This is a genomic window from Gluconobacter sp. R75690 (genome assembly GCF_015244525.1).
GTDB classification, from domain to species: Bacteria; Pseudomonadota; Alphaproteobacteria; order Acetobacterales; family Acetobacteraceae; genus Gluconobacter; species Gluconobacter potus.
In genome coordinates this window covers 125,265-149,910 of record NZ_JABCQB010000003.1, presented here as the reverse complement: position 1 = coordinate 149,910, position 24,646 = coordinate 125,265, and the positions used below count along the sequence as shown (strand labels likewise).

Here is a 24,646-nt window from a genome sequence, read left to right as displayed (position 1 = left end):
CATGCCATCTTGCGCGCGCCCTGTCAAATCCCGAAGCATGATTCCTGACAGTTTTCAGGCGCATGACTGCGCCACCCCGGCATGATTCACGAGGTGATTGACAGGCGAGGGGAGCCCCAGCAAGAACATTGCCATGCAAGTCTCGCGCCCCCTGACCGTCTCCGCGTCCCCCAAGGGACTTTCCGGCCGCACCCGTGTCCCGGGTGACAAATCCATCAGCCACCGCTCGCTGATGTTCGCCGCTCTCGCCTCAGGCCGGACCTATGTGACCGGCCTGCTCGAAGGCGAGGATGTGCTGCGGACGGCAGACGCCATGCGCGCGCTGGGCGCGACCATCACGCGTGAAGGTGCGGACTGGGTGATCGAGGGGCGCGGCGTGGGCGCCCTGACCGAGCCGGCAGATGTGCTGGACATGGGCAATTCCGGCACGGCAGCGCGTCTGCTCTCCGGAATCCTGTCCTCCCACGCTTTCAACAGCATCATGACGGGTGATGCCTCCCTGCGTTCGCGTCCCATGCGCCGCGTGACGGTTCCGCTGGCGGCCAACGGCTCCGAGTTCCTGACCCGCGAGGGTGGTCGCCTGCCGATGGCGATCCGCGGCACGGGCGAAGCCAAGCCGATCGAATACCGCCTTCCGGTCGCGTCCGCCCAGGTCAAATCCGCCATCCTGCTGGCCGGTCTGAACGCCCACGGCACCACGGTTGTGGAAGAGCCTGTCGCGACCCGCGACCATACGGAAAACATGCTCCGCCACTTTGGTGTCGAGGTCGATGTTTCCCGCTTCGGTGCCGGCGGACGCCGAATCGCCCTGACGGGTCCGGTGCGCATGACCGCCCGTGACGTGACCGTCCCCGGCGATCCGTCCTCCGCAGCCTTCCCGATTGTTGCCGCTCTGCTGGTGCCGGGTTCGGATATCTGGATTGAAGGCGTGGGGCTCAACCCGTTGCGCACGGGTCTGTTCACGACGCTGATCGAAATGGGCGCCAGTCTCTCTATCGAAAACGAACGCATCGAAGGCGGTGAGCCGGTCGGCGATCTGCATGTGCGCTACAGCCAGCTCAAGGGCGTGGATGTTCCGCCCGAGCGCGCGCCGTCCATGATCGACGAATATCCGGTTCTCGCCGTGGCCTGCGCCTTTGCGGACGGTTCCTCCCGTCTGCGCGGTCTGGAAGAGCTGCGCGTGAAGGAAAGCGACCGTCTGGCGTCCACGGTTGCGCTGCTGAACGTGAACGGCGCTGAAACCGAAGTGATCGGCGACGATCTCATCGTGAAGGGCTATCACGGCCCGCTCGGCGGCGGCACGGTCCAGACCCACATGGATCATCGCCTCGCCATGAGCGCCGTCGTGCTTGGTCTTGCCGCCCAGAAGCCCGTGAACGTGGACGACACGGCTTTCATCGAAACCAGTTTCCCCGGCTTCGTGGACCTGATGAATGCCCTCGGCGCGGGGCTGACACCGTGACCGTTCGTCCGCTTGTAATTGCCGTCGATGGTCCCGCCGCAGCCGGGAAGGGCACGCTTGCCAAGGCGCTCGCTGCAAAGCTGGGCCTGCCATACCTTGATACCGGGCTGCTCTATCGCGCCGTTGCCCGCCGGATGGTGAATGCCGGACTGGATCCGGCTGGTGATGCGTCGGCAGAAGCCCAGGCCCTGCAACAGGCCGATCTGGCCCGCACGGATCTGCGCGTCCCCGAGATCGACCGTGGCGCTTCCCTCGTGGCAGCGCAGCCCGCCGTCCGCGCGGCCCTGCTCGAACGCCAGCGCGTCTTCGCGTCGGAAACGGGCGCGGTCGTGGATGGTCGTGACATCGGCACCGTCGTTTTCCCCGATGCGGACGTAAAGTTCTTCATTACGGCTTCGCCCCGCACCCGTGCGCTGCGCCGTCATCATCAGGTCCATGGCGGGACTCCGCTGGGCGAGGCCGCCCTGGAGGCTGCCGTGGCCGAGATCGTGGCGCGGGACGAGCGCGACTCATCGCGTGAAACCGCTCCGCTGGTGCAGGCTCCCGACGCCATCCTGATCGAGACCGACACGCTCTCTGCCGCCGAGGTCCTTGATAAGGCCTGCGAAACCGTTGTCCTGCGTTGCGCGCGAAACTGACCTGACGACGCAGCGCCCGAAAAAGCGCCTTTTTTTATTGACACCGCGCCCCCGCAGGGTGTTGGTGCACCGTATCACCCGGCCGCAAGGGCAGGGAGATGGTCTGTTCTGCGTCTGGCAGGCAGGTCAAACAACCAACAACCCGATCTGACCGTTCAGCGGCAGCGGGGAGACGTCCGGTCCGTCATGGATCTGGCGCAGACGTGGATATCCGCTCCGCCAAGGGAACGGGCATCCGGGAATATAGTATCTACATGGCTTCAGCCACTCAGACCCCCACGGCCGATCACGGTACCGAGGATTTCGCAGCCCTTCTCGAAGAGACCCTGGGCCGCGACACCGGCTTTGACGGCTCCGTCGTCACGGGCCGCGTTGTCCGCCTGACCGACGAATTCGCAATCGTCGATGTCGGCCTCAAGAGCGAAGGCCGCGTCTCCCTCAAGGAATTCGGTCCGGCCGGCGTTGCCCCGGACGTGAAGCCGGGCGACGTCGTCGAGCTTTATGTCGAGCGTTACGAAGACCGTGACGGCTCCATCGTCCTGTCGCGCGAGAAGGCTCGCCGCGAAGAGGCATGGACCGCCCTGGAGCGTGCATTCGCCAACAACCAGCGCGTCAACGGCACGATCTATGGTCGCGTCAAGGGCGGCTTCACGGTTGATCTCGGCGGCGCCATGGCGTTCCTTCCGGGCAGCCAGGTCGATATCCGTCCGGTTCGTGACGTCGGGCCGCTGATGGGCCAGCCGCAGCCGTTCCAGATCCTGAAGATGGACCGCGCCCGTGGCAACATCGTTGTCTCGCGTCGTGCCGTTCTCGAAGAGACCCGTGCGGAACAGCGCTCCGAGCTGATCCAGGGCCTGAAGGAAGGCATGATCCTCGACGGCGTCGTCAAGAACATCACCGACTACGGTGCGTTCGTTGATCTCGGCGGCGTTGACGGCCTCCTGCATGTCACCGACATCGCCTGGAAGCGCATCAACCACCCGTCCGAAGCCCTGCAGATCGGCCAGCCGGTCCGCGTGCAGGTCATCCGCTTCAACCCGGACACGCAGCGCATCTCCCTCGGCATGAAGCAGCTTGAAGCTGATCCGTGGGAAAACGTCGCCATCAAGTATCCGGCTGGTGCACGCTTCACGGGCCGCGTCACGAACATCACCGACTACGGTGCATTCGTGGAGCTGGAGCCGGGCGTCGAAGGTCTGGTGCACGTTTCCGAGATGTCCTGGACGAAGAAGAACGTCCATCCGGGCAAGATCGTCGCCACTTCGCAGGAAGTCGACGTCATGGTCTTGGATGTGGACAGCGCCAAGCGCCGCATCTCCCTCGGCCTCAAGCAGGTTCAGCGCAACCCGTGGGAGCAGTTCGAGGAAGAGCACAAGGTCGGTTCGATCATCGAAGGCGAGATCCGCAACATCACCGAATTCGGTCTGTTCGTTGGTCTTTCCGCCGACATCGACGGCATGGTTCACATGTCCGACCTGTCCTGGGACGAGCCGGGCGAAGCAGCCATGGCGCACTACGAAAAGGGCCAGGTCGTCAAGGCCAAGGTTCTCGACGTGGATCCCGAGAAGGAGCGCATCTCCCTGGGCATCAAGCAGCTTCAGGAAGATCCGGCAGCCGACACTCTGTCCCGCGTCCAGAAGGGTGCTGTCGTCACCTGCGTCGTGACGGCTGTTCAGAGCAACGGCATCGAAGTGAAGGTCGACGACGTTCTGACCGGCTTCATCCGTCGCGCCGAGCTGGCCCGTGACAAGGCCGAGCAGCGTCCGGAGCGTTTCGCAGTCGGTGAAAAGGTTGACGCCAAGGTCGTCTCCGTTGATCGCGCGTCCCGCAAGCTGGCCCTGACGATCCGCGGCCGTGAGGTCGAGGAAGACAAGCAGGCCATCAACGAGTACGGGTCTTCTGACTCGGGCGCGTCCTTGGGTGATATCCTGGGTGCCGCCATCCGCCGCCGTAACACGGACGCCTGAGCTCCCGCTTTGGTGAACCGGGAGAGGATTTCCTTTCCCGGTCGGATATGAAAAGGGTCGCTTCGGCGGCCCTTTTTTTATTGAAAATTCATTCTTTCCGAGTGGGCTTTTTCTTAACGGCGCCATCCGCTACACAAGAGAATGCGCTGAGACGGAAATGTCGTGAACGGAAGGGCATGCCCTGCTGGAATCCGGACGACTGGCCAATATTGAATATGGGAGTGGGCATCCGAGCCCAAGAGATTGATGGCGGTCATTTACAACACAAACTATACCCACAATCCCAATTCCTATCTGACGCTTGCTGTTCAGCGGGCAGCCCAGACGCTCTTTGGCAAGGAGCATGTTGTTGTTGCGGACAACATGAGCCTGGCTGGTATCGCGGCATCAGGTGAGCATGATGTCCTGATCTGCCTGGATGCCCAGCGCATCAATCTGCCCCTGATCCGTCGTGTGCGCCCTGCGTTCAGGACCATGATTCTCTGGACTTTCGAAGACCCCTTCATGCGGGACTTCAATGTCGAGAATGCCGAACTCTTCGATTATGTCTTCACGAATGATCCGTCCTGTGCCGAATATTATCACGGCAAGGGGCACTACCTTCCGCTGGCCGCGAGTCCGTCGATTCACGAGCGCGCTGTGCTTCCCGCAGCCGAGCTGGAATATGATATTTTCTTTGCCGGTACGATGTGGCCTAATCGCGTCCATACCCTGCGCAAGGTCATCGCGGCGTTCCCCGATGCCCGTCTCAAGCTCGTCTGCCCGACCAACGAATTCCTGCCACCTCTCCCGGCCGATCTGGCTGCGCTGGCCATCCAGCGCCCGATCAGCCACGAAGCCTTCATTGATTTCGCGAATGTCAGCGCCGTCACCCTGACCATGTTCCGTGACTATGCCAGTCACGGGGATGTCAGCCAGGCTACGGCCCCTGGCCCACGTTTTTTTGAACTCGCGCTGGCGGGTGCCGCACAGGTTGTCGAAGCTCCGGAAAGCATGGCGGCTGAACATTTCGAGACGGTGAATGGTATTTCCCTTGCCCGGGATGCCAATCAGGTCGTCAATGCCATTGCCCGGCTGCTCCAGCAGAAGGGGGCACGTCGCAATGCGGCTCTGGCTGCGCAGAAATCCGTCGTATCGCAGCATCTGTACGAGCACCGTCTCGAAAAGATGCGCGATATTACCGGGGCCGATTTCGGGCGCCGGACCCAGGCTCTTGGGCCCCTGCGTCGTCGCCGGCGTCTGCGTGTGCTGATGTGCACGCATTCCACGATTCACGAGCAGGCATGGGGTGGTGTTGAAGTCTATCAGCAGGGCCTGTGCGCGCTTCTGTCGCGTGATGTGGAATATTTCTACTGGTTGCGTCGTGGCGGTTTCTGCCGTCTGACCACGGCCAATGGCCATGAACTGGAGCGCTTCGACGTGCCGGAAGTGGGCTGGCAGGACGCGATGTGTGATTCGCCGGAAGAAATGGCGTTTTCCAGCGTTATCAGCCAGTACAATATTGATCTCGTTCACTTCCAGCATCTGGGGCATCACGCCCTGTCGCTGCCGATCATTGCGAAGGCCAATGGCGCGGGCGTGATTTTCTCCGCCCATGATTTCTGGCTGGTTTCTGCCCGTTACAATCTGCTGAATCACGAGCTCCGCTACGTCGAGGACGAGGTCCGCTCCGTTCTGGCCGCCGATATTACCCTCAAGGCCTCCGAAAATGTGGATCATGGCGGTGAGCAGACCCGTCGTGCCTTCGTGGCCAAGATGCTGCATTCCGTCGATGCCATCCTGTTTGGCACAGTCCATTCCCGGAACCTGACGCACGAAATCTATCCGGTGCTTGATACCAAGCGCAGCCTTGTGATGGGCATTCCCAGCCCGGACAACACCGTTCCGGTCGTGATGAAGCCCTACGAGCCTCTAGGGGATCGCCCTCTCGGTGTTGCGATTGTCGGGAACTTCCTGCGGACCAAGGGTGCCGATACGATCCTCAACCTGATCGATATCGCTCATCCGGACCATTTCGTCTTCCATATCTTTGGCTATGTGCATCCGGAATATGAAGCGGTCCTGACTGCGGTTCCGCGTCCGAATGTCAAGATTTACGGCCGTTATGAGATGGGAGACATCGAGGCGCTGAAGGTGGCCGATGTTGCGCTGAACCTGTCGATCTGGCCCGAGACCTACTGCATCTCCCTGTCCGAGGCCTGGCAGAATGGTCTCATCCCCATCGTGACCGATGTGGGCGCTCTGGGAGATCGCGTCGAAGACGGCGTCAACGGTTTCAAGGTTCCCATCAGCCGCCCGAGCATGGTGCTCGAGCGGCTGGAACTGCTGCGTTCGTCCGAACCCCTGCGGCGTCAGATCATGCAGAACATCACGCCTGCGCTCTGGACCCATGCCCGGGACTATGCTGATGAACTGCTGGCGCTCTATCACGATACGGCACCGCGTCGCGAAATGGGTGTGTCGGAACTTCGTCTGGATGCCGGGCAGGTTCATCTTCTGGCCCATCCCACCTGGCGCCATCAGGCACCGCCGCGGCACATCTTCGATCCGCCGACCGCGCGCGATCTGTCCGTGGAAATGCCGGTCCCCGTTTCAGACTGGTTCTCGGTGCAGGGTGCCGAATGTTATATCGATGACATCTGTCACCATGTTTTCTCCGGTGTGGAAGAGAAGCCCTTCCCGGGAGCACCCGAGTTCCATATCCGCGGATGGATGATCCTTCCCGGAATCAGTTCTGCGGGGCAGATGTTCACGGTCCTGCTGGGCGAAGACCCCGACAGCGCCATGATCTTCCTGGAATGCCAGCGCGAGATCCGGGCGGATATCGCAGAGCTTTTCGTCAATGCTCCGCGTCGTGCCGGCTTCTCCGGTAAGGTTGCGCTGCGTGGGAAATGGTGTGAGGGACGTTTCCGCATCGGTTTGATCAACGTGGTCAACGGTCAGGGGGCGTTCCAGCTGACGTCCATGCAGATCGAAGTCGAAGGTGGCCAGATCCGGAAGATCATCCGCTCTGCTCCTTCCAACGACCTTATCCTGTCCGACTTCCGCCGTGTCTCCCATAGTGACGGTCTGATGCGTGGTGTGAAGCTGTCCGGTGTCGGCAAGCACCAGATGCATCCTTACACGTCCGGGGCACTGGATTATTCCATCGATGATTTCACGGGGCTGGCTGGCGATCCCCCCGCTGAGCTGACTCCGGATGGTCCTCTGGCAGTCCGGGGGTGGATGTTCTTTCGCAATCTGTCCCGTGCCGGCCAGGTCTATGGCGGGCTGGTTTCGGAAAGCCGTGATGAGATCGTATTCTTCGCGCTGGAACGTGTGCTCCGTGCCGATGTCGGGACAGCGCATCGCGATGCACCGATCTGTGCCGGATTCTGTGGTACGTTCATGCCGCGCGAAGGCTATGCCCGCCCGCTTGATGGCGTCTATCGTTTCATTCTGGTGAACGTCGTGGGAGACCTCTACGGATCGAGGATGACGAATATTGCCGTGACATTCGATAATGGTGCGATCCTGTCTGCGGAATATGTCGACCTGCACACCGAGAACGTCGAACGCGGGGAACGTCTTCTCGCGGGAAAAATCGTTTCCTGACCTGCGAGCAGGAGGCTTGCCCTGATGTCCGAAACTGTTTCAGCCCCGTTATCCGAGACGCGGGAGCCCCGGTGGGCCCGCTTTGATACGCAGTGGTATCTGCTGCGCTATCCCGAGGTGCGGGACTGGATGCGGGAAGAAGGACAGGACGATCCGTATGCGTTCTATCTTCAGACGGGCCAGCGTTACGGACATTCCCCGAACCGGTATTTTGATGAGATCTGGTATCGTGACGCGCACAAGGATGTGCGTCAGGGGCTGATCCGGGAAGAATGGGCGTCGGGTTTCGAGCATTATACTGCAACCGGATACAGAACCCATTCTCCGCACTGGCTGTTTGACGAACCGGGATACCGCCGCCGTTATCCGGAGCTCACGCAGCGTTTTCTGAGCGAGAACGGTTTTCGCAACGGCTACGACCATTATCTTGAGATCGGAGAGAGCCACTATTACAGAGGACATCATTTCTTCGATGATGAACTCTGCCGCGAGCTTTCCCTGATATTTCCGGACTGTTTTGACAGCCGGATCGGGCTGTTCGGGTCATGGCTCGGACTGCCGGCCCATGTTGCAGATGCCGGACGCGTCTCGTGGTATTTCGACCCGGTCTGGTATCTGACGCGCTATCCCGAGGTCCGGCAGGAAATTGCCGCAGGTCATTATTCGAGCGCCCTGCATCATTACCTCACTAACGAAACACCGCGTCTTTTCGATCCCCAGGAGTTCTTCTCCGAAGAGTTTTATCGGCAGGCCCATCCGGATATGGTGCCGTCGCTGGAACATGGATATTTCCGCAACGGTTACGATCATTTCGTCCGTTACGGCGCGCTCGAAGGGCGTGCGCCGCAGGAAAACGTGGATCTTGCCGCCCACATGGCGCAGGCGCAGGTCCGCAATGACGTGCGCAATCGCCTGTATGACAGCGCCTTCGCCCATCTTGTCGCCGGCCGGACGGGGCTGGGCGAGGGGCGTATGGCGGCGCTTGCGGCTGTGTCCGAGATTCACGAGGAACAGTCCCGGGTACTGTTCGAGCGGGAAGCGGAGGCCATCCTGCCGTCACTGGTCCGGCATCCGCTGGACTTCACGGTTCACGGTGTTCCTGAAGTCAGCGTCCTCATGGTCGTCTATGACCGGATTGCCCTGACAGCGCAGGCCCTGGCTTCGCTGCGCGCCAACTACGCCGGCGCCGTCCAGCTCATACTTGTGGACTCGGGCTCGCATGACCAGACCCGCCATATCGGGCGGATGGTGCGGGGCGCCACGATCCTGCGGTACCGCTACAATATCGGGTACCTCCAGGCGTGTAATCTTGCGCTGGAAAAAGCGGAAGCGCCGTTTGTCCTGTATCTGAACAACGATATCCGCCTGTATCCCGACGCCATCGTCAACGCGCTGAAGCGTCTGCGCTCCGAGGCCGCGATCGGGGCAGTGGGCGGCAAGCTGATCCGCACGAACATGCGCCTGCAGGAAGCCGGATCGATCATCTGGCGGGACGGTGCGACTTACGGTTATCTGCGCGAGGATGATCCGAACCTGACGACGGCCAATTTCGTCCGGGACGTCGATTATTGTTCGGCCGCTTTCCTGATGGTCCGTACGACATTGCTGCGCCGTCTGGGCGGGTATGATCCGCGGTATACGCCAGCCTATTTCGAGGATGCCGATCTATGCGTGCGGATTCTCAAGGCGGGAATGCGCATTATCTATGATCCGGACGTGGTCATCGAACATCTGGAGTTCGGAAGCTCCGGTGCGGCCGGATCCCATGCCCTGATCCGGGGCAATCTCAAGACATTTGCCCGTCTGCAGCAGGATTTCCTGCGTCATCAGCAGCCGGCTCACATTCGCAACGCCGTTCTGGCGCGCGAACACCGGATCAGCCAGCGCAAACGGGTCCTTTTCATCGAGGACCGTCTGCCTCTGCGGCGTCTGGGATCCGGCTATGTCCGCTCGAATGACATCATTCATGAGATGACGGCGCTGGGATATCAGGTCACGGTTTTCCCAGTGCTGCCCAGGGATCAGACGGCCATCGACCTGTTCGGGGACTTTCCGGAGACGGTGGAGCTGATCGTGGATCGTGATCTGTCCAGTTTCGCCGACTTCATTCAGGAGCGGGTCGGATATTACGATCTGGTCTGGATCGGTCGCACGCATAATCTGGCGCGCCTCCTGCCCCTGCTCAATGAATCGAGCCGCTATCTGCCTTCTGCCGGTCCGATCCTGGACACGGAAGTGATCGCCACGCCCCGCACGCTGGAGCGTATCCGGGTTCTGGATCTGCCGGAGCCGGATATCAGCTTCGATGACATGCTTCAGCAGGAACTGGACTGTGCCCGGTTCTGCCAGCAGATCATCGCGGTGACGTCCCATGACGCGGATCTGGTGCGTCGTGCGGGCTATGAGAATGTCTCGGTGCTCGGGCACGAACTGCAGCCCCAGCCGACGCCGGCACCGTTTGAGACCCGGCACAGCATCCTCTTTTTCGGCGCGATCCATGACGAGGGTGCGCCCAACCACGACAGTCTTGTCTGGTTTGTGGACAGTGTGCTGCCGATTCTGGACAGGGTTCTGCCGCCGGATGTCCATTTCACGATCGCCGGTTATGTGGGGCCGGATGTGGATATGACGGTTTTTTCGACGAACAGCCGGGTGGAAATCGTGGGGCCTGTGGGGGATCCGCGGGAACTGTTTGACCGGCACCGGGTGTTTGTGGCGCCGACGCGGTTTGCGGGCGGGATTCCGTTCAAGGTTCATGAAGCGGCGTCCTATGGTCTGCCGCAGGTCGTGACGACGCTGCTTCAGGAAGAAGTCGGCTGGACGGATGGTGCGGAGATCCTGGCGGCTCCGTCGGACGATCCCGAGGCGTTCGCGGCTGCCGTGGAGCGGCTTTATCAGGACGCGGAACTGTGGGAGACTCTGAGGGCTGGCGCGCTCGCGGCTGTCGAGCGGGACTGTTCTCCGGTCCATTTCCGGCAGGCGCTGTCAGGGATTGTTCAGGGCTGCATTGCATGACGTGCCGGGGAACTCCGGTTTGAAAAGTTTGGGAGAGCAGGGAAGGTTATGGACGCAGTGAATGAAACGATCGTGGAAGCCGGAAGCGCCAGCAGCGGGACGGCCAGCGGGATGAGTGGCCTGACAGGGCGCGTTCTTGTCTGCAGTGGTGGCCGGTATGAAAGCCAGGCCAATGCGCAGATCCGTGAGTCCATCATGGATGGCTGGGCGGACTGTTTTGGCGAGGACAACGTCACGGCCGTCCATATTTCGGCCGCGGCCAGTTCCATCCGGATCCTGAAGCCGACGATCGTATTCGCCATCGGCTCCTATCTTCCGGAAAGCACGTATTTCGGCGAGGTCTGCCGCGAGGCGAAGAAGATCGGCGCGGTGACGGTGTTCTGGGCGACGGAAGATCCCTACGAGCAGGACGCGAACTATCGCATCGCCGATGATTTCGACGTGATCTTCTCCTGCGATCGCTGGGGACATAATTTCTATCAGCGCGAACGGGTGTTCCATCTGCCGCTGGCCGCCAGCCCCAAGCTGCATTACGGCGAGATCGAAGCGGATTCCGAAAAGACGATCGACGTCCTGTTCTGCGGCGTGGCGTTCACGAACCGCAAGGACATCGTCCGCAACCTGCTGCCTGTTCTGCGGGACCTGAACATCAAGATCGTTGGTCCGGGCTGGGGTGAGCTTGGGATCGGGTTCTCCGATGCGCGGATCGAGAAGTCCCAGCTTGTGGAGCTGTATCGTCGCTCCAAGCTGGTGCTGAATCTTGGCCGTTCGCTGAGCTTCGAGAACAAGCGCTTCGTGATTGCGCCGTCCACGCCGGGACCGCGGACATTCGAGGCTGCTCTGGCCGGGGCGTTCCAGGTGTTCCACGAGGATACGCATGAAATCCGCCGCTATTACTCCGCCGACGAGATCCCGGTGTTCTCCAACCGCGTGGATTTCGAGCGGCTGGTGACGACGTATCTCGACAACAACGATCTGCGCGTGAAGATGGCCCGCAAGGCCCAGGCGCGGACGCAGGCCGAGCATCTGTACAAGCATCGCATCCAGTATGCGCTGCGCGTGCTCAAGGATGAGGGGCTGATCGGCTGAGGGCCGGCCTGACGCTCTTTCCTGCCTGAACCTGAAAAAGCCGGAGCGTGTCTCCGGCTTTTTTGTGTCCGGGCTCAGGCGTTAAGCATGAAAAAAGGCCACGGAGCAGTCCGTGGCCTTTTTGCTGTTGTGCCGGAAAGGAAAGATCAGTTCGGCTGCGGGCCCATGACGATCTGGGCCAGGTCGGTCGGGCGGACCCATTTGCGGAAAGCGGCCTGCACCTGCTCGGGCTTCATGTCGTAGATCGCCTGAGCGGCCTTGGCCGGGCTGTCGAGCGGCAGGTCCAGGGCGATCAGGGACAGGTAGCTTCCGGCCAGCGCGCTGAAGCTGGCGCGGGACATGGGCTGGCTACGCAGCAGTGACGCCTTGGCGAGATCGAGGCTCTCCTGCGAGACGGGGGTGTTGCGCATGTCCTCGACATCCTTGACGGCGAGTGCACGGGCCTTGCTGACCTTGTCCGGATCGGCGCCGAAGGTGATGCCGAAGCCGCTGCGGGTGCGGGAATAGGTGAAGCCGCTTCCGGCACCATAGACATAGCCCGTCTTCACGCGCAGGTCCTGCATCAGGCGCGAGGAGAAGCCATCTCCGAGGATCGTATTGCCGACGGCCAGAGCATGGCGGTCGGGGTCCGTGACCTTCATGCCGATGGTCTCGACGAGCTTGACCTCATCCTGCGAGCGGCCCGGATCCGCGACGACAGCCTGCGAGGCGCGGCTCAGCGGGACGGTGGGCAGATCGACGACGGGCTTCGGTCCCACGGCCTTCCAGACGCCAAAAGCCTTTTCCACGTCCGCTTTCGCGGCTTCGGGGCTGATGTCACCGACGATGACGATGGTCGTCAGGTCCGGGCGGTAGGCATGGGCGTAATAGGCCTGCACGTCCGCAAGCGTGAGCTTGCCGATTGTGGCGGGAGTCGCTTCACGCAGGGTGGGATCCTGCGGCGGGACCAGCGCCTTGCGGGCGGCACGGCCGAAGCGGTAGCCGGGGGACTGGAGTTCGCCGGCCTGCGCCTGCGCGGCCTGCATCTGGGTGATGCGGAACGCCTTTTCCGGGAAGGCCGGGTTCAGCTCATGATCGGCCAGCAGGGCGAGGCCCTTCTCGAAGTTCGGTGTCAGGGTGCTGAGCGAGAAGGACAGGCCGGCTTCCTCGTCCGCCGAGATGTCGTCGAGGGCGCGGGCGAGGGCCAGACGGTCATGCGTCTTGCTGCCGTAGAGGAACATCTGCTCGGTCACATCCGCCACGCCTTCCTGACCGGCGGGCTGTTCGAGGTCCGCGTTCTGGCGGATGCGGCCGATCAGTTCGACGGTGTGGCTGACATGCTCGGGCTGGACCAGAAGATGGAGGCCGTTCGACAGCGTATAGGCGGCCGGGAGCGGGGCTGCGGCCGGGATGGTCAGGCGGGCGAGGGCCTGCTGTGCCCAGTCGGGCAGGGCGACCTTGCCGGAGGGCGGCGTGTTGAAGGATTCCGCGCCGCCAAAGCCTTTCTGCCCAACCGGCTTGCCCGAGGGGCTCGGCGTCAGGGTGGCGGTGATGGCGTGGGCAGGGTCGAGCAGCTTTTTCGCCAGAGCGTCAACCTGCTCCTTGGTCACGTTGCGGAAGGCGGCCAGCATGTCCTGCGGGTCGTTCAGGTGCTGAATGGCAACGGCCTGCGACCAGCTTTCCGCGAGGCCGGAAATGCTGTTGGCGTTGAATTCAAGCGAGGCGATTTCCTTGCGGCGGGCGGCTTCGATCAGCTCGGCCGGGATGCCGTGGGTGCGGAAATTTTCCATAATAGTGGCGACACTGGTCCGCAGGGCGTCCGGGTTCGCACCCTTGGGGAAGCCGGCATACACGACGCCCAGACCGGCCTGCGCTTCGGGGTCATACATGAAGCCGGTATCCAGCGCCTTGCCCGACGGCACGAGATCGAACAGGGCGGCGCGCTGGCTGCTGATGGCGTCGGCGAGCAGGGTGGTTGCGGCGTAGTCGGGGTCGCGCTGGCCGGGCATGCGCCATGCCATGGTCACGAGGCCGATCGGCAGGTCGGTGTCGAGCGCGATGCTCTGGGCCTTGGCCGGGGTGGGGGAGACGGTGCCACGCTCCGGCAGGGTGGAGGCGGGGATAGTGCCGAAAGCGGCCTGAACCTTCTTCAGCGTATCCTGCGGGTCCACATCGCCGGTGATGACCAGCACGGCATTGTTGGGCGCGTACCAGGACTCATAGAACTTCTTCAGCAGGGGCGCGGTCGTGGCGTCGAAGGATGGGCGGGTGCCGAGGGCGTCCTGCTCGTAGGGCGTTCCGGCATAAAGGGCGGCGCGGATCTGCGAGAGATAGCGATAGATCGGGCTGGAAAGATCGCGCGAGACTTCCTGCTCGATCGCGCCTTTCTCATGCGCCCATTCGGCCTCGGTGATGTTCAGGCCGCGCATGCGTCCGGCCTCGATCCGCAGCAGGACGTCGAGATCGCTGGCGGGGGCCTTGAAGTAATACTGGGTGACGTCTGACGTCGTGTCGGCGTTGTCGTTGTTGCCGAGCTGCGCGCTGATGGTGGAAAGCTGGTCGCGCGACAGGGTCTGCGAGCCGTTGAACATCATGTGCTCAAGCGCATGCGCCGTACCCGGAAAGCCTTTCGGTGCGTTCACCGAGCCCGTCTCATAGTTCAGCATCGTCTGCACCACCGGAGCGAGGGTATCGCGCACCACGATGACCCGCAGCCCGTTGGAGAGGGTCGCCCGCGTGACCGTCGCGGGGGCGGCACTCGTTGCTGCCGCATTCGTCGTGGAGGCCGTAGCCGGTGCGGCCTGGGCGCCCGCAAGGACCGGAGGCGCCAGCATGGTGGCTGCCAGCAGGGACAGGCGGGACAGACGGGAGAGTGCGGACATGTGTTCAGAACTTTCCAGAGGAGAAATGTATCTTCACAAAAGAGTAAACCGGTTGTGCTGGTCCCTGTCCAGCATGTGTAGCCTGTGTTGATCGGGCTGTATCTGACGGTCGGATGAAGAAAAAATTATGTGCAGGGGGACGTCTGGCCGGATAAAGTGTGTGTGATGACTTTACCTGAACGCATTGCCCATGTGGATGACTGGCTGCTCGACCGGCTGTTCCAGCCTGTGGCGGATCGCCTTCCCGCGCGTCTGACGGCGCTACAGCTTGGCCTGAGCTGCCAGCTCGGCGCGCTGATGCTGGACGGACTGTCTCTCGTGCTGCCGATGCTGCTGTTCGGGGCCAGTCTGGCCAATATGATCGACAGCGCGCTGATCTGGTGCATCAGTCTGGCGTTCTTCCTCGGCATGAAACGTTCGGCGCCGCTGGTGCGTCCCGGGATGCTCAATCCGCTGCGGCCGCTGCTGCGGGCCATGCGCCTGCTGTCTCTGGCATTTCTGGTCTACCAGCTGTTCCGGGGCATGGGGGCGCCGGGCTTCATCTGGCTGCTGACCCAGATGACCACGATTTCCCAGCTCCTGTTCACGGTGGGCCTCTATCTCGTGGCCTGCCAGCCGCGCCCGCCGTATCAGCGCATGTCTACTCGCAGCGGCCCGATCATCGAGGGCGTCTGGGGCACCGGGGGCCGGATCAACTCCTGACGCCAGGTTCCCTCGCTACGCCCATCAAGGAAAAAGCGCGTGACTTCCCGACTGAGAATTCTGCATTGCCTCTCGACCCGGGAATTCGCGGGGACGGAGCGTCATCTTGCGGAACTCTCCGCCATTCAGGCACAGACCCATGACGTCACGCTCCTTCTGGACCGCAATACGGTCGATCCGCTGACGGGCGGAGACATCAGCGGGTTTCTCTGCCCCGAAGTGAAGGTCATGCGGGCCGGGGTGGCAGGATATCTTCCCGCTCTGGCCTCCGAACTGCGCAGCGGCCGTCATGATATCGTCCATACTCATCTCGGCCGTGCCTCCGCCCGGGCGAGCTGGCTGCGCCGGGCTGGGCTTGCGGGGTCGGTTCCGGTTGTGGCCACGCTGCACACCTCCTATCGCGGCCGCAGTTATGGTGCGCATGACGGGCTGGTCTGCATCGCGTCCTGGCAGCAGGAGGCCCTGCCGGCAAAACAGCGTGACGCCTCAGCGCTGATCCCCAACTGGACGGTGCCTCCGGCATCAACCTGTGAAGCGCGCGCGGCTCTGCGAGAGCGGATGCGGCGGGAGTGGAGGATTCCGGACGGGGGCGTCGTAATCGGCGCCGCGGGACGGATGGTTGAGGAAAAGAATTTCGGGCTTCTGATCCAGGCCTGGAAGCAGGCGGAGCTGAAGCCCGGGACCCGTCTCGTTATGGTGGGCGACGGGCCGGAGCGTGGTGCACTGCAACAGGCTGCACAGGGGCGGCCGGACATCATCTTCACCGGGTATCGCACGGACATGCCCGATCTTCTGGCGGCGTTCGATGCGTTTATCGTGCCCTCACGTCATGAGCCGTTCGGGCTGGTGCTGCTGGAGGCCATGGAAGCCGGATTGCCGGTCTGCGCTACGGCCGCCGGTGGTGTGAAAGATATTCTGGCGGATGCGCCGGATTGTCTGGTAGCGCCGGACAGTCTGGGGGCTTTGATGGAAGGGCTGCGGCGTCTGGAAGGGGCCACGCCGCGCCAGTGGGACATGTCGCGCTACAGGATCGGTGTGGCGGCCAGCAAGGTCGAAGCGTTTTACCGCCGGTTTCGCTGAGAGCTTACAGCTCGTAGTAGCGGCGGGAGACGTAGCTGGAGAGGCCTTCGTCCGGCATGATGTGCCAGCCGTTGGTGATGGCGGGAATGAACTCGCACAGGAACACCAGCACCGACAGGAAAAAGAGCAGCATGCCGTGTCCCACGATCTGGATGCGGCGCCAGAAATAGAGCGGGGGCAGGAGGATCCACAGGATCGTACCGGGACGGAAGCCCGCCGCCAGCAGGCTGCGGCGGTCCATGATCAGCGCGCAGTAGAAAATCCCGACACTGACGATCATGGATCCGATATTGCTCGCAAACTCCGGAACGAGACCGAATCCTTCCAGGATTCCGACCGCCATGCTGCCGAAGAACGGGCCGATCAGGCTGAGCCACAGCCAGCGGTTGGAGATCAGGCTGGCGGGAAGGGCCGGGGGAACGCCTTCGGGCTGGGGCGGCCAGAACACGCAGCTTCCAGCCGGGTGCCATTCACCGCCGAAATCTTCGGTCCAGCATAGGGTGGAATGCCCGATGATTCCTTCCGTGACGAGGGCTTTCATCCCGTCTGCGGATACAGGCCCCTTGCGGGTGCCATGTTCTTCGTAAAACCAGCTCACAGTTCGTCCTTATTTCCGGCGGCGCATCGTCGTTCCGGCTCCTGCTGGTTCCTGAACGGCTCAGTCTCTCACGACTTTTGGGGTTTTTGGCAAGACCTATCCCGTCCTGATTATGAGGTGCGGCCCTGTCGCCATGTATGAAAAAGGCCGCAGGTCCGTGTGGAGCTGCGGCCTTGTTTCATGATGTCCAGACTGGATCAGCTCGTGTGCTGTTTCAGCTCGCGGCGGACATCGGCGGGGCGCATCGGCATGTGACGCAGGCGGACGCCGACGGCGTTGAACAGCGCGTTGCCAATGGCGGGAGCGACGACCGTAACACCCGGCTCACCAAGGCCCGTGGGCTTTTCGGTGTTCTGGATGAACTCGATGTCGATGTCCGGCACATCGGGGATGCGCAGCGGGGTGTAGGTGTTGAGGTTGCGGTCCTTGATCGTACCATTGACGATCTCGGTGCCCTCGAACATCGCCATGCTGAAGCCCCAGAGCGCCGCACCTTCGGTCTGGGCGAGCGCGCCGCCCGGATCGACGATGGTGCCGGCATCGAGCACGAGCCAGAGCTTCTGGCAGGTGATGATGCCCGTCTTGCGGTCGACATGGACCTGCGCCGCACCGGCCGTCCACGTCGGCATGCCGCGTTCCTGGCCGAAGCTGGTGGCGATGCCGATGCCGGTATCGGCCGGGAGCTGCTTGTTGGCGTAACCGATCTTGTCGGCCAGACGCTGGAGCACGGCGGCCTGACGCTTCGCGCCACCCACGGAGTTCGGAGCCTGACCGGCGTTACGGCCTTCAGCCGTGAACATGGACAGGCGGAACGCCAGCGGGTCCTGCTTGGTGGAATGAGCCAGCTCGTCGAGGAAGCATTCCAGAGCCCAGGGCGTCCAGCCCGCACTGACCGAGCGCAGCCAGCCAGGACGGAAGGTTGCGTTAGCCAGATCGTTGCTGATGGCGCGGACGCGGGTCGGCCCGGTTTCGTACCAGTGATCCGCACCGGCAATGGCGAACGGATCGTATTTCTTGCCGTCTTCGCCGGTGGCGAGGAAGGCCGGAGCCATGACCTGCGTCGGCCAGCCTGCGACCGCCACATAATCCATGCCCACGATCTTCTTGCGGTCGTTGTCGAGTGCGACCTTGATCGTCTGGATGGACGGCGAGCGGATGGAGTCCAGTTCCATGTCGTCGGAGCGGGTCAGGATCAGCTTGACCGGTGCGCCGCCGATGGCCTTGGAGGCAAGGGCGGCCGGGATGCAGTAATCGCCGTTCAGACGACGTCCGAAGCCACCGCCGAGCATATAGGTGCGCATGACGACCTGCTCTTCAGGGACCTGAAGTGCCTTGGCGAGCTGCGGCAGGATCAGGGACTGCCACTGGTTGCCGGTGTGGATTTCCCACATGCCGTCAATGTGACGGGCCACGGCGTTGACTGGTTCGAGCTGGTAATGCGCGACGGAGGCACAGGTATAGCTGCGCTCGAAAACCTGACCGGGGTGGATGGTCAGGGCTTCGTCCACGCCCTTGTCGTTGAAGACGCGGGTGCCGTTCTTCGGATCAGCAGCCAGCTTGCGGCCGTGCTCGATGATGTCCGCCTCGGAGACGTTGATCGTCGGGCCGGGAGTCCACTGGACCTTCAGGGCGTCGGCAGCGCGGATGGCGGCGGGGCAAGTCTTGGCGAGGGCTACGACCCAGCCCGGAACGATGCCGGAGGGATCGTCGAGCACGACGTAACGCACATAGCCCGGGATCTTCTTCGCGGCGCTGTCATCCACGGAGATGACCTTGGCGGCGTAGCGGGTCGGCGGCATTTTCGGACGGCCATAGACCATGCCGTCGAGCTTGACGTCGATGCCGTAGATCGCCTTGCCGGTCGTCTTGTCCGGAATGTCGAGGGCCGGAACCTGCTTGCTGATGAGGCGGCGGTTGGTCGTCGGCTTGAGCGGCAGCTTGGCCATCTCGTCCGGCGTGAAGGTCCGGGTCGGCTTGGCACGGGCAACGATGTCACCGAAGGAGACGCTCCTGCCACCAGCGGAGACGACGCTTTCACTGACCGTGCAGCGTTCCGGCGTGGTGCCGAGGAGCTTCGCGCCCTCGGTTACCATCACGCTGCGGGCGGCTGCACCGGCCTGACGGAATGTGTCCCAGGTATCCCAGACAGACCAGGAACCGCCGGTGACGTATTTACCGGCCCATTTCGGGGCGGTGTCGACCTGCGTGATCTTGATCTTGTCCCAGTCAGCGTCCATTTCGTCCGCGATGATGCGGGCGAGGGCGGTGCCGACATGCTGGCCCATTTCGGCGCGGACGATGTTGACGTTGATCGAACCGTCCGGGGCGATGGCGCACCAGATATTGGGCTCGAACGCGGCTTCCGGCGGCATGGCGGAGGGTAGGGTCGTTGCGGCGCCGGCCTTGCGGGCGAAACCGAACATCAGCCCGGCGCCAGTCGCCGTCATCAGGAAGTTGCGGCGGGAGAGGCGCGTGGCGTCGCTCTTTTTCGCAATCTGTTCGATTTTAGCCATTGTTGGCGCCTTCCTGCTGCCTTGAGGCAGCTTCCTTGATGGCCTTGCGGATGCGGATATAGGTCATGCAGCGGCAGAGGCTGCCACCCATCACGCCATCGATCTGGTCATCCGTCGGGTTCGGATAGTCTTTCAGGAGGCTCGCGGCCTGCATGATCTGACCGGACTGGCAGTAACCGCACTGCGGCACCTGCTGGTCACGCCAGGCGACCTGCACGACGTGGTTGCCTTCCGGGTCGAGGCCTTCGATTGTGGTGATCGAGGCGCCTTCGACGGCGGAAAGCGGCGTGATGCACGAACGCGTGGCGCGGCCGCCCACATGGACGGTGCAGGCGCCGCATTCACCGATGCCGCAGCCGAACTTGGTGCCGGTCAGGTTCAGGTCGTCACGGATGACCCAGAGCAGGGGGGTGTCTGCCGGGGCGTCGACCGTAACGGGCTGTCCGTTGAGTTCAAATTTCGTGGTCATGTCCTGTTTTCCCAGTCCTGCCCGGATCAGTGCGAAGCGTTGACGGGCGGAGCTTCGAGCGTGGCGCGCGCGCTGGCGGCCTTCTTCTCCAGATCCGTCCAGGGGGGCAGCGTGGTGCGTGTGCGACGCAGATACGCGGCGATGCGGGCCATGTCATGATCGGACAGGCCGGAATAGAAGCTCGGCATCGAGATATGGTCCTGACCTTCCTCCGCGGTGATGCCATGCAGCATGACCTGATAGAGGTTGTTCGGCTCATCCAGCCACAGCGCGTTGTTCAGGGCCAGTTCCGGACGACCCAGAACAGGGTTCGGGCCGGAATTGTAATGGCAGGCGCCACAGGCTCCCTGATAGAGGCGTGCGTCTTCGTCGAGCGGCTGCGGACCCGTCAGGTCACGGCCGGACATCTGCATGGCGCGGGAGATCGCGGCCTGATCGCCAGCGCTGCGCTGGGCGGCCTTGTCCACGTCCGCATAGTAATGTGCGATCGCATGCACGTCTTCCTCGGGGATCTTGGAGAGGAAGCGGTGCGGAACGGGCGACATCGGGCCTGCGGCGGAACCGTGCAGCGGAGCCACGCCAAAGCGCAGGTACTGGAACAGCTCGTCTTCGGTCCAGACGACGGGCGTCGGGTTATGCTCGTTCAGCGGCGGGGCGATCCAGCCGTCGATGACCGCACCGTCATAGACATTGCTCATCTTCTCGGCGCCGAGAAGGTTACGCGGCGTATGGCAGGCGCCACAGTGCTCGTTGCCCTCGGCGAGATAGGCGCCGCGGTTCCACTGTGCGTCGTGCTTCGGGTCGTTCTGGTAGCGGCCCGGTGTGAAGAACAGCAGCTTCCAGAAGCCCTGACCCGTCAGGCGGATGTTGATCGGGAAGGGGACCGTGTTGTCACGCGGCTTCATGTGGACGGCCGGGCGCGTCATCAGATAGGCGTACAGGTCCGAGACGTCCTGATCGCTGACCTTCGTGAAGTGGTCGAACGGGAAAGCCGGATAGAGTTGGGAGCCATCGCGGGCGATGCCCTTGTTCATGGCGCGCTTGAACGCGGCCAGCGACCAGTTGCCGATTCCCCATTCTTCATCAGGCGTGATGTTGGACGAGAAGATGTCACCGAAGGGGGTGGCCATCTTGAAGTCGCCGGCCAGTTCGGGGCCGGGCTTGCCATCCACGCGGGTATGACATTCCGCACAGTAGCCGCCATTCGCCACGAGTTCGCCACGGCTGATGGCGTCTGCGGAGAATGACGATGCGGCGGGCCGCGGAATCGGGGCAATGGCGGGGTACCAGGCATAGGCAAGAAAGCCGATGCCTCCCACTGCGCCAAGGCCAATGACGGCGGCAGCTATCCGTTTGAGCATGCTTGAACTGTCCCGGCAGGTTTGAAATCATTTGCCACAAAAGGCGGCTGTTGCGTGCAACCTAGTGCACGGAGCCGTGAAAGGAAAGATTGCGTTATCTCAAAACGGTGTGTTTCCGGAAATAAATGCGGCCTTTGTCATGAAAATAACACAGGTTTCGCGATGTTTCAGCGTTAATACGGGATATTTTCGGTCCTGATTGCAGTATTCCCCGAGATGGACTCTCCATGGATATGGGAAGGATATTGACTGTAGGTCGCGAGAGTCTGTTACATTGTTTCCGGGAGCAAGTATGCCTCCTGATGAATATTTTGACACCGAGTGTCAAAAACCTCCTATGCTTCTGACGGACTTCCAGAGCCAGTTCCGAGGGTGGTTCGGGCTTCGGTTTCTCCCTTGGCCTATCCCTCGGTGGGGTTCTGGTGATGCGGGAAGGCTTGGCTTATGATTTCCCGGCGGCAGATTGGCCGTTCTGCCGAGAGGAAGCGCTATTTCCGCCCGTCCTGCCCTGATCCGGTCTCTCGCATTGGCCTGTGTCATGCTGAGCGTTCTGTGCGCGCTCTGCCTGGGGCGGTATCCGCTGTCGCCACTGCGCGTGGCGGGGGTGTTCGGGTCTCTGCTGCATCTGTCTTCCGCGAGTGATCCCGTGGCACAGGTTGTCGTCATGCAGGCGCGGCTGCCGCGTATTCTGGCGGCGCTTCTGGTTGGGAGTGCGCTGTCCTGCGGGGGCGCGACATATCAGGCGGTGTTCCGCAATCCGCTGGTCTCGCCCGATCTGCTCGGGGTTCTGAGCGGGGCGGCGTTTGGCGCGGCGCTCAGTATCGTCAGCGGCGGCTCTGCGGTCATGGTGCAGATGGGCGCGTTCGGCGGCGGTCTGCTGGCGGTCGGGACGGGACTGCTGATCAGCAGGACGCTGCCGGGCGGGGGGATTCTGACGCTGCTGCTGGGTGGGCTGATCGGAAATGCGATCTTCACGGCGTTGCTGTCTTTAGTGAAATATCTGGCCGATCCGATGGATCAGCTTCCGGCCATCGTGAACTGGCTTCTGGGCAGTCTGGCGCCGAGCGGATGGCAGGAACTGGCCTGGATGTCGGGGCCGCTGATTGTTCTGACGGTGGCGCTTGTGCTGTGTGCGCCGGTGCTTGATGTGCTGTCGCTCGGGGATGACGAGGCGCGCAGTCTGGGCGTGTCGGTACGGGTTATGCGGCCGGCGCTGATCGTTCTGGCGACGCTGGCCTGTGCGATGACGATTTCGATGGCGGGCATCATTGGCTGGATCGGGCTTCTGGTGCCGCATGTCGCGCGGCTTCTGGCCGGAGCGGAGCATCGGAGCATGATGCCGGTGACGGCACTGCTGGGGGCGGCCGGGCTGGTGCTGGCCGATACCTGCGCGCGCAGTCTGACGACGGGGGAGGTTCCGCTCGGGATCGTCACGCAGCTTTTCGGGGCGCTGGCCTTCGTGCTGGTGCTGCGGCGTCTGCGGAGTGGGGTGGCATGACGCTGCTGTCGTGCCGGAACCTGGGATTTCGTCAGCCGCTGGGGAATGCTCCCGTGCTGGAGGGCATCGATCTCTCGCTGGAGAAGGGCGAGCTGGTCGGGCTGCTGGGGCTGAACGGGGCGGGCAAGAGTACGCTGCTGCGGCTGCTGATGGGGTTTCTGACGCCTTCGGTCGGGGATGTTTTCCTGGAAGGGCGCTCTCTGCGGGAGTGGTCGGCCTCCGCCATTGCGTGGCATCTGGCCTATGTGCCGCAAAGTCATGTCGCGACCTTTCCCTATACGGTGCGGCGGATGGTCGAGCTGGGGCGTGTGCCTTATTCCGGGCTGACGGGACGGCTGTCTTTGGAAGATCGGCTGGCCGTTGATGCCGCGCTGGAGCGGATGGGGCTGGCGGGATTTGCGGATCGGCCGGTGACAGAGCTTTCCGGCGGGGAGCGCCAGCGGGTCGTGCTGGCGCGGGCCATTGCGCAGGACGCGCAGGGCCTGCTGCTGGATGAGCCGATGACCGGGCTGGATTACGGGTATCAGCTGCGTCTGATGGCGCTGCTGGCGGATCTTGCGCGGGAAGGCCGGCTTGTTATGCTCACCTCGCACCGGCCGGAAGAACTGTATGTCCGCGCAAGCCGGGTTCTGGTCCTCGATCACGGCCGGATTGACGCGGACGGGCCGCCACAGGATGTTGTGACGGCGCAACGGATGTCAGCGCTTTACGGTGTGCCTCTGACCCAGACGGACCATGCCGGAAACCGCTTTTTCCATCATGGAAGGGACGAGACATGACACTCTCACAACTCTTGAAGCGGTTTTCGGTCCTGACGCTCCCGGTGGCCCTGCTGGGCGGGGCGCTGGCCATATCCCTGCCGGCCCCTGCGGCTCATGCCGCTCCGCCCGCGCGGATCGTGGAAGGCTGGTACGCGCATAATGCGACGCTCATCATGCTGGGTGCGCAGGACCGGATCGTGGGCACCGTGGCGCGTCCGGCGATGCTGCCCTGGATGTTCCGCCTGGTGCCGGAACTGGCAAAGGCCGAGACGCTGGACCCGGGCAATCTGAATGCGGAAGAACTGCTGGCGCTGCATCCCGATCTGGTGTTTGTCACCAACTCGGGCCATTCCGCCGAAGCCCTGACACGGGCAGGGCTGAATGTGGCGCCCGAAGGGTTCGACCGGTTCGATGCCATGCTTGACTGCGTGGACGGGACCGCGACCCTCCTTCAGACGCCGATTGCCGCCAAGCGGGCGCAGGCCTATCGCTCGGCGTTCCTTCAGGTCGTCTCGCAGGCCCCGACCAACCCGCAGGGACCGCGTGTGTTGCATGTGGAGTCCCTCAAGCCGCTGCGGGTGGATGGTGATGACAGCATCATCGACCAGTGGATCCGCAGTGCAGGCGGGCAGAACGCGGCGGACGGGATTCATGGCAACAAACAGCCCGTCTCCATCGAGCAGGTTCTGGCCTGGAACCCGGATATTCTGATCATCGCCGCCAATGCCGGTGATCCGGCAGCGCTGAAACAGGACCCCGTCTGGTCGAAGCTCAAGGCCGTGCAGTCGGGGCGGGTCTATCGCAATCCGACGGGTCTTTTCCCCTGGGACCGCTATGGGCCGGAGCTGATGCTCCAGGTGATCTGGGCCCGGCAGATCGTCCAGACCGGGCAGGTGGATGTCCCGGCGATGATCCGGTCGATCCGGTCTTTCTATCATGATTTCTATGGCATTGCGCTCTCGGCTGATGATGCGCAGCGGATGCTCGATGCGCTGCCGCCCGCCACCGATACGCACTGATCTTCCGATTTTCCAAGGA

The 24,646-nt window shown here is 62.7% G+C and carries 16 protein-coding genes; 11 read left to right on the top strand and 5 right to left on the bottom strand.

Features of this window, described 5'->3' with window-relative positions; genetic code table 11:
* Positions 1-133: 133 nt before the first annotated feature.
* From aroA to HKD27_RS04615, 6 genes are all read left to right on the top strand, one after another.
* A complete protein-coding gene (gene aroA, locus HKD27_RS04640) occupies positions 134-1,462 on the top strand; it encodes a 3-phosphoshikimate 1-carboxyvinyltransferase (protein WP_194688708.1) in 1,329 nt (442 codons plus the stop codon).
* Positions 1,459-2,100: a (d)CMP kinase gene (gene cmk, locus HKD27_RS04635; protein ID WP_194688709.1), complete on the top strand. Its 642-nt coding sequence runs from the start codon at positions 1,459-1,461 to the stop codon at positions 2,098-2,100. Before aroA ends, cmk begins: the two co-directional genes overlap by 4 nt.
* Before the next feature lie 254 nt (positions 2,101-2,354).
* Positions 2,355-4,067: a 30S ribosomal protein S1 gene (gene rpsA, locus HKD27_RS04630; protein WP_194688809.1), complete on the top strand. Its 1,713-nt coding sequence runs from the start codon at positions 2,355-2,357 to the stop codon at positions 4,065-4,067.
* Positions 4,068-4,313: 246 nt separating this feature from the next.
* Positions 4,314-7,661, top strand: a complete 3,348-nt coding sequence (locus HKD27_RS04625) for a glycosyltransferase (protein ID WP_194688710.1) — start codon at positions 4,314-4,316, stop codon at positions 7,659-7,661.
* Positions 7,662-7,685: 24 nt separating this feature from the next.
* Positions 7,686-10,676 carry a glycosyltransferase gene (locus tag HKD27_RS04620; RefSeq protein WP_194688711.1) on the top strand — a complete coding sequence of 997 codons (2,991 nt, stop codon included), beginning with the start codon at positions 7,686-7,688 and terminating at the stop codon, positions 10,674-10,676.
* A 48-nt stretch (positions 10,677-10,724) separates the two neighbouring features.
* Positions 10,725-11,765 carry a glycosyltransferase gene (locus tag HKD27_RS04615; protein ID WP_370543876.1) on the top strand — a complete coding sequence of 347 codons (1,041 nt, stop codon included), beginning with the start codon at positions 10,725-10,727 and terminating at the stop codon, positions 11,763-11,765.
* Between the two features lie 146 nt (positions 11,766-11,911).
* On the opposite strand, the gene HKD27_RS04610 is transcribed toward HKD27_RS04615, so the two are convergent.
* Positions 11,912-14,626 (bottom strand): pitrilysin family protein, encoded by a 2,715-nt coding sequence (locus HKD27_RS04610; RefSeq protein WP_194688712.1) that lies wholly within the window; start codon positions 14,624-14,626, stop codon positions 11,912-11,914.
* Between the two features lie 165 nt (positions 14,627-14,791).
* Here HKD27_RS04610 and HKD27_RS04605 point away from each other — a divergent pair, with 165 nt between their 5' ends.
* Together HKD27_RS04605 and HKD27_RS04600 are read left to right on the top strand one after the other, a co-directional pair.
* Positions 14,792-15,328, top strand: a complete 537-nt coding sequence (locus tag HKD27_RS04605; protein ID WP_194263839.1) for a hypothetical protein — start codon at positions 14,792-14,794, stop codon at positions 15,326-15,328.
* Positions 15,329-15,367: 39 nt separating this feature from the next.
* Positions 15,368-16,408: a glycosyltransferase gene (locus HKD27_RS04600; protein ID WP_194688713.1), complete on the top strand. Its 1,041-nt coding sequence runs from the start codon at positions 15,368-15,370 to the stop codon at positions 16,406-16,408.
* Positions 16,409-16,412: 4 nt separating this feature from the next.
* Here the strand turns inward: HKD27_RS04600 and HKD27_RS04595 are convergent, their stop codons facing one another.
* The 4 genes from HKD27_RS04595 to HKD27_RS04580 all read right to left on the bottom strand — a co-directional run bounded on the left by HKD27_RS04595 (position 16,413) and on the right by HKD27_RS04580 (position 21,349).
* Entirely contained in the window at positions 16,413-17,006 is a 594-nt protein-coding gene (locus HKD27_RS04595) for a DUF4339 domain-containing protein (protein ID WP_194263837.1), read from the bottom strand.
* A 197-nt stretch (positions 17,007-17,203) separates the two neighbouring features.
* The gene (locus HKD27_RS04590; protein ID WP_194688714.1) at positions 17,204-19,519 is read right to left on the bottom strand and encodes a xanthine dehydrogenase family protein molybdopterin-binding subunit; all 2,316 of its coding nucleotides are present in this window, start codon (positions 19,517-19,519) and stop codon (positions 17,204-17,206) included.
* A complete protein-coding gene (locus HKD27_RS04585) occupies positions 19,512-19,988 on the bottom strand; it encodes a (2Fe-2S)-binding protein (protein ID WP_062497722.1) in 477 nt (158 codons plus the stop codon). The genes HKD27_RS04590 and HKD27_RS04585 overlap by 8 nt, the downstream gene beginning before the upstream one ends.
* Before the next feature lie 26 nt (positions 19,989-20,014).
* The gene (locus tag HKD27_RS04580) at positions 20,015-21,349 is read right to left on the bottom strand and encodes a cytochrome c (RefSeq protein WP_194263835.1); all 1,335 of its coding nucleotides are present in this window, start codon (positions 21,347-21,349) and stop codon (positions 20,015-20,017) included.
* 463 nt (positions 21,350-21,812) lie between these two features.
* Between HKD27_RS04580 and HKD27_RS04575 the strand changes: the two genes are divergently transcribed.
* From HKD27_RS04575 to HKD27_RS04565, 3 genes are read left to right on the top strand one after another with little or no spacing between them, the layout of a single operon-like run.
* Positions 21,813-22,847 (top strand): iron ABC transporter permease, encoded by a 1,035-nt coding sequence (locus HKD27_RS04575; RefSeq protein ID WP_194688715.1) that lies wholly within the window; start codon positions 21,813-21,815, stop codon positions 22,845-22,847.
* On the top strand, positions 22,844-23,626 hold the full coding sequence (locus tag HKD27_RS04570) for an ABC transporter ATP-binding protein (protein ID WP_194688716.1): 783 nt from the start codon (positions 22,844-22,846) through the stop codon (positions 23,624-23,626). The genes HKD27_RS04575 and HKD27_RS04570 overlap by 4 nt, the downstream gene beginning before the upstream one ends.
* Positions 23,623-24,627, top strand: coding sequence for an ABC transporter substrate-binding protein (locus tag HKD27_RS04565; RefSeq protein ID WP_194688717.1), 1,005 nt, complete (start codon positions 23,623-23,625; stop codon positions 24,625-24,627). Before HKD27_RS04570 ends, HKD27_RS04565 begins: the two co-directional genes overlap by 4 nt.
* Positions 24,628-24,646: the final 19 nt, after the last annotated feature.

Excerpts from the sequence above, each read along its gene's own strand:
- aroA (WP_194688708.1), top strand. The coding sequence starts at position 134 with ATGCAAGTCTCGCGCCCCCTGACCGTCTCCGCGTCCCCCAAGGGACTT.
- rpsA (WP_194688809.1), top strand. The coding sequence starts at position 2,355 with ATGGCTTCAGCCACTCAGACCCCCACGGCCGATCACGGTACCGAGGAT.
- HKD27_RS04625 (WP_194688710.1), top strand. The coding sequence starts at position 4,314 with ATGGCGGTCATTTACAACACAAACTATACCCACAATCCCAATTCCTAT.
- HKD27_RS04620 (WP_194688711.1), top strand. The coding sequence starts at position 7,686 with ATGTCCGAAACTGTTTCAGCCCCGTTATCCGAGACGCGGGAGCCCCGG.
- HKD27_RS04615 (WP_370543876.1), top strand. The coding sequence starts at position 10,725 with ATGGACGCAGTGAATGAAACGATCGTGGAAGCCGGAAGCGCCAGCAGC.
- HKD27_RS04610 (WP_194688712.1), bottom strand. The coding sequence starts at position 14,626 with ATGTCCGCACTCTCCCGTCTGTCCCGCCTGTCCCTGCTGGCAGCCACC.
- HKD27_RS04605 (WP_194263839.1), top strand. The coding sequence starts at position 14,792 with ATGACTTTACCTGAACGCATTGCCCATGTGGATGACTGGCTGCTCGAC.
- HKD27_RS04590 (WP_194688714.1), bottom strand. The coding sequence starts at position 19,519 with ATGGCTAAAATCGAACAGATTGCGAAAAAGAGCGACGCCACGCGCCTC.
- HKD27_RS04585 (WP_062497722.1), bottom strand. The coding sequence starts at position 19,988 with ATGACCACGAAATTTGAACTCAACGGACAGCCCGTTACGGTCGACGCC.
- HKD27_RS04580 (WP_194263835.1), bottom strand. The coding sequence starts at position 21,349 with ATGCTCAAACGGATAGCTGCCGCCGTCATTGGCCTTGGCGCAGTGGGA.
- HKD27_RS04570 (WP_194688716.1), top strand. The coding sequence starts at position 22,844 with ATGACGCTGCTGTCGTGCCGGAACCTGGGATTTCGTCAGCCGCTGGGG.
- HKD27_RS04565 (WP_194688717.1), top strand. The coding sequence starts at position 23,623 with ATGACACTCTCACAACTCTTGAAGCGGTTTTCGGTCCTGACGCTCCCG.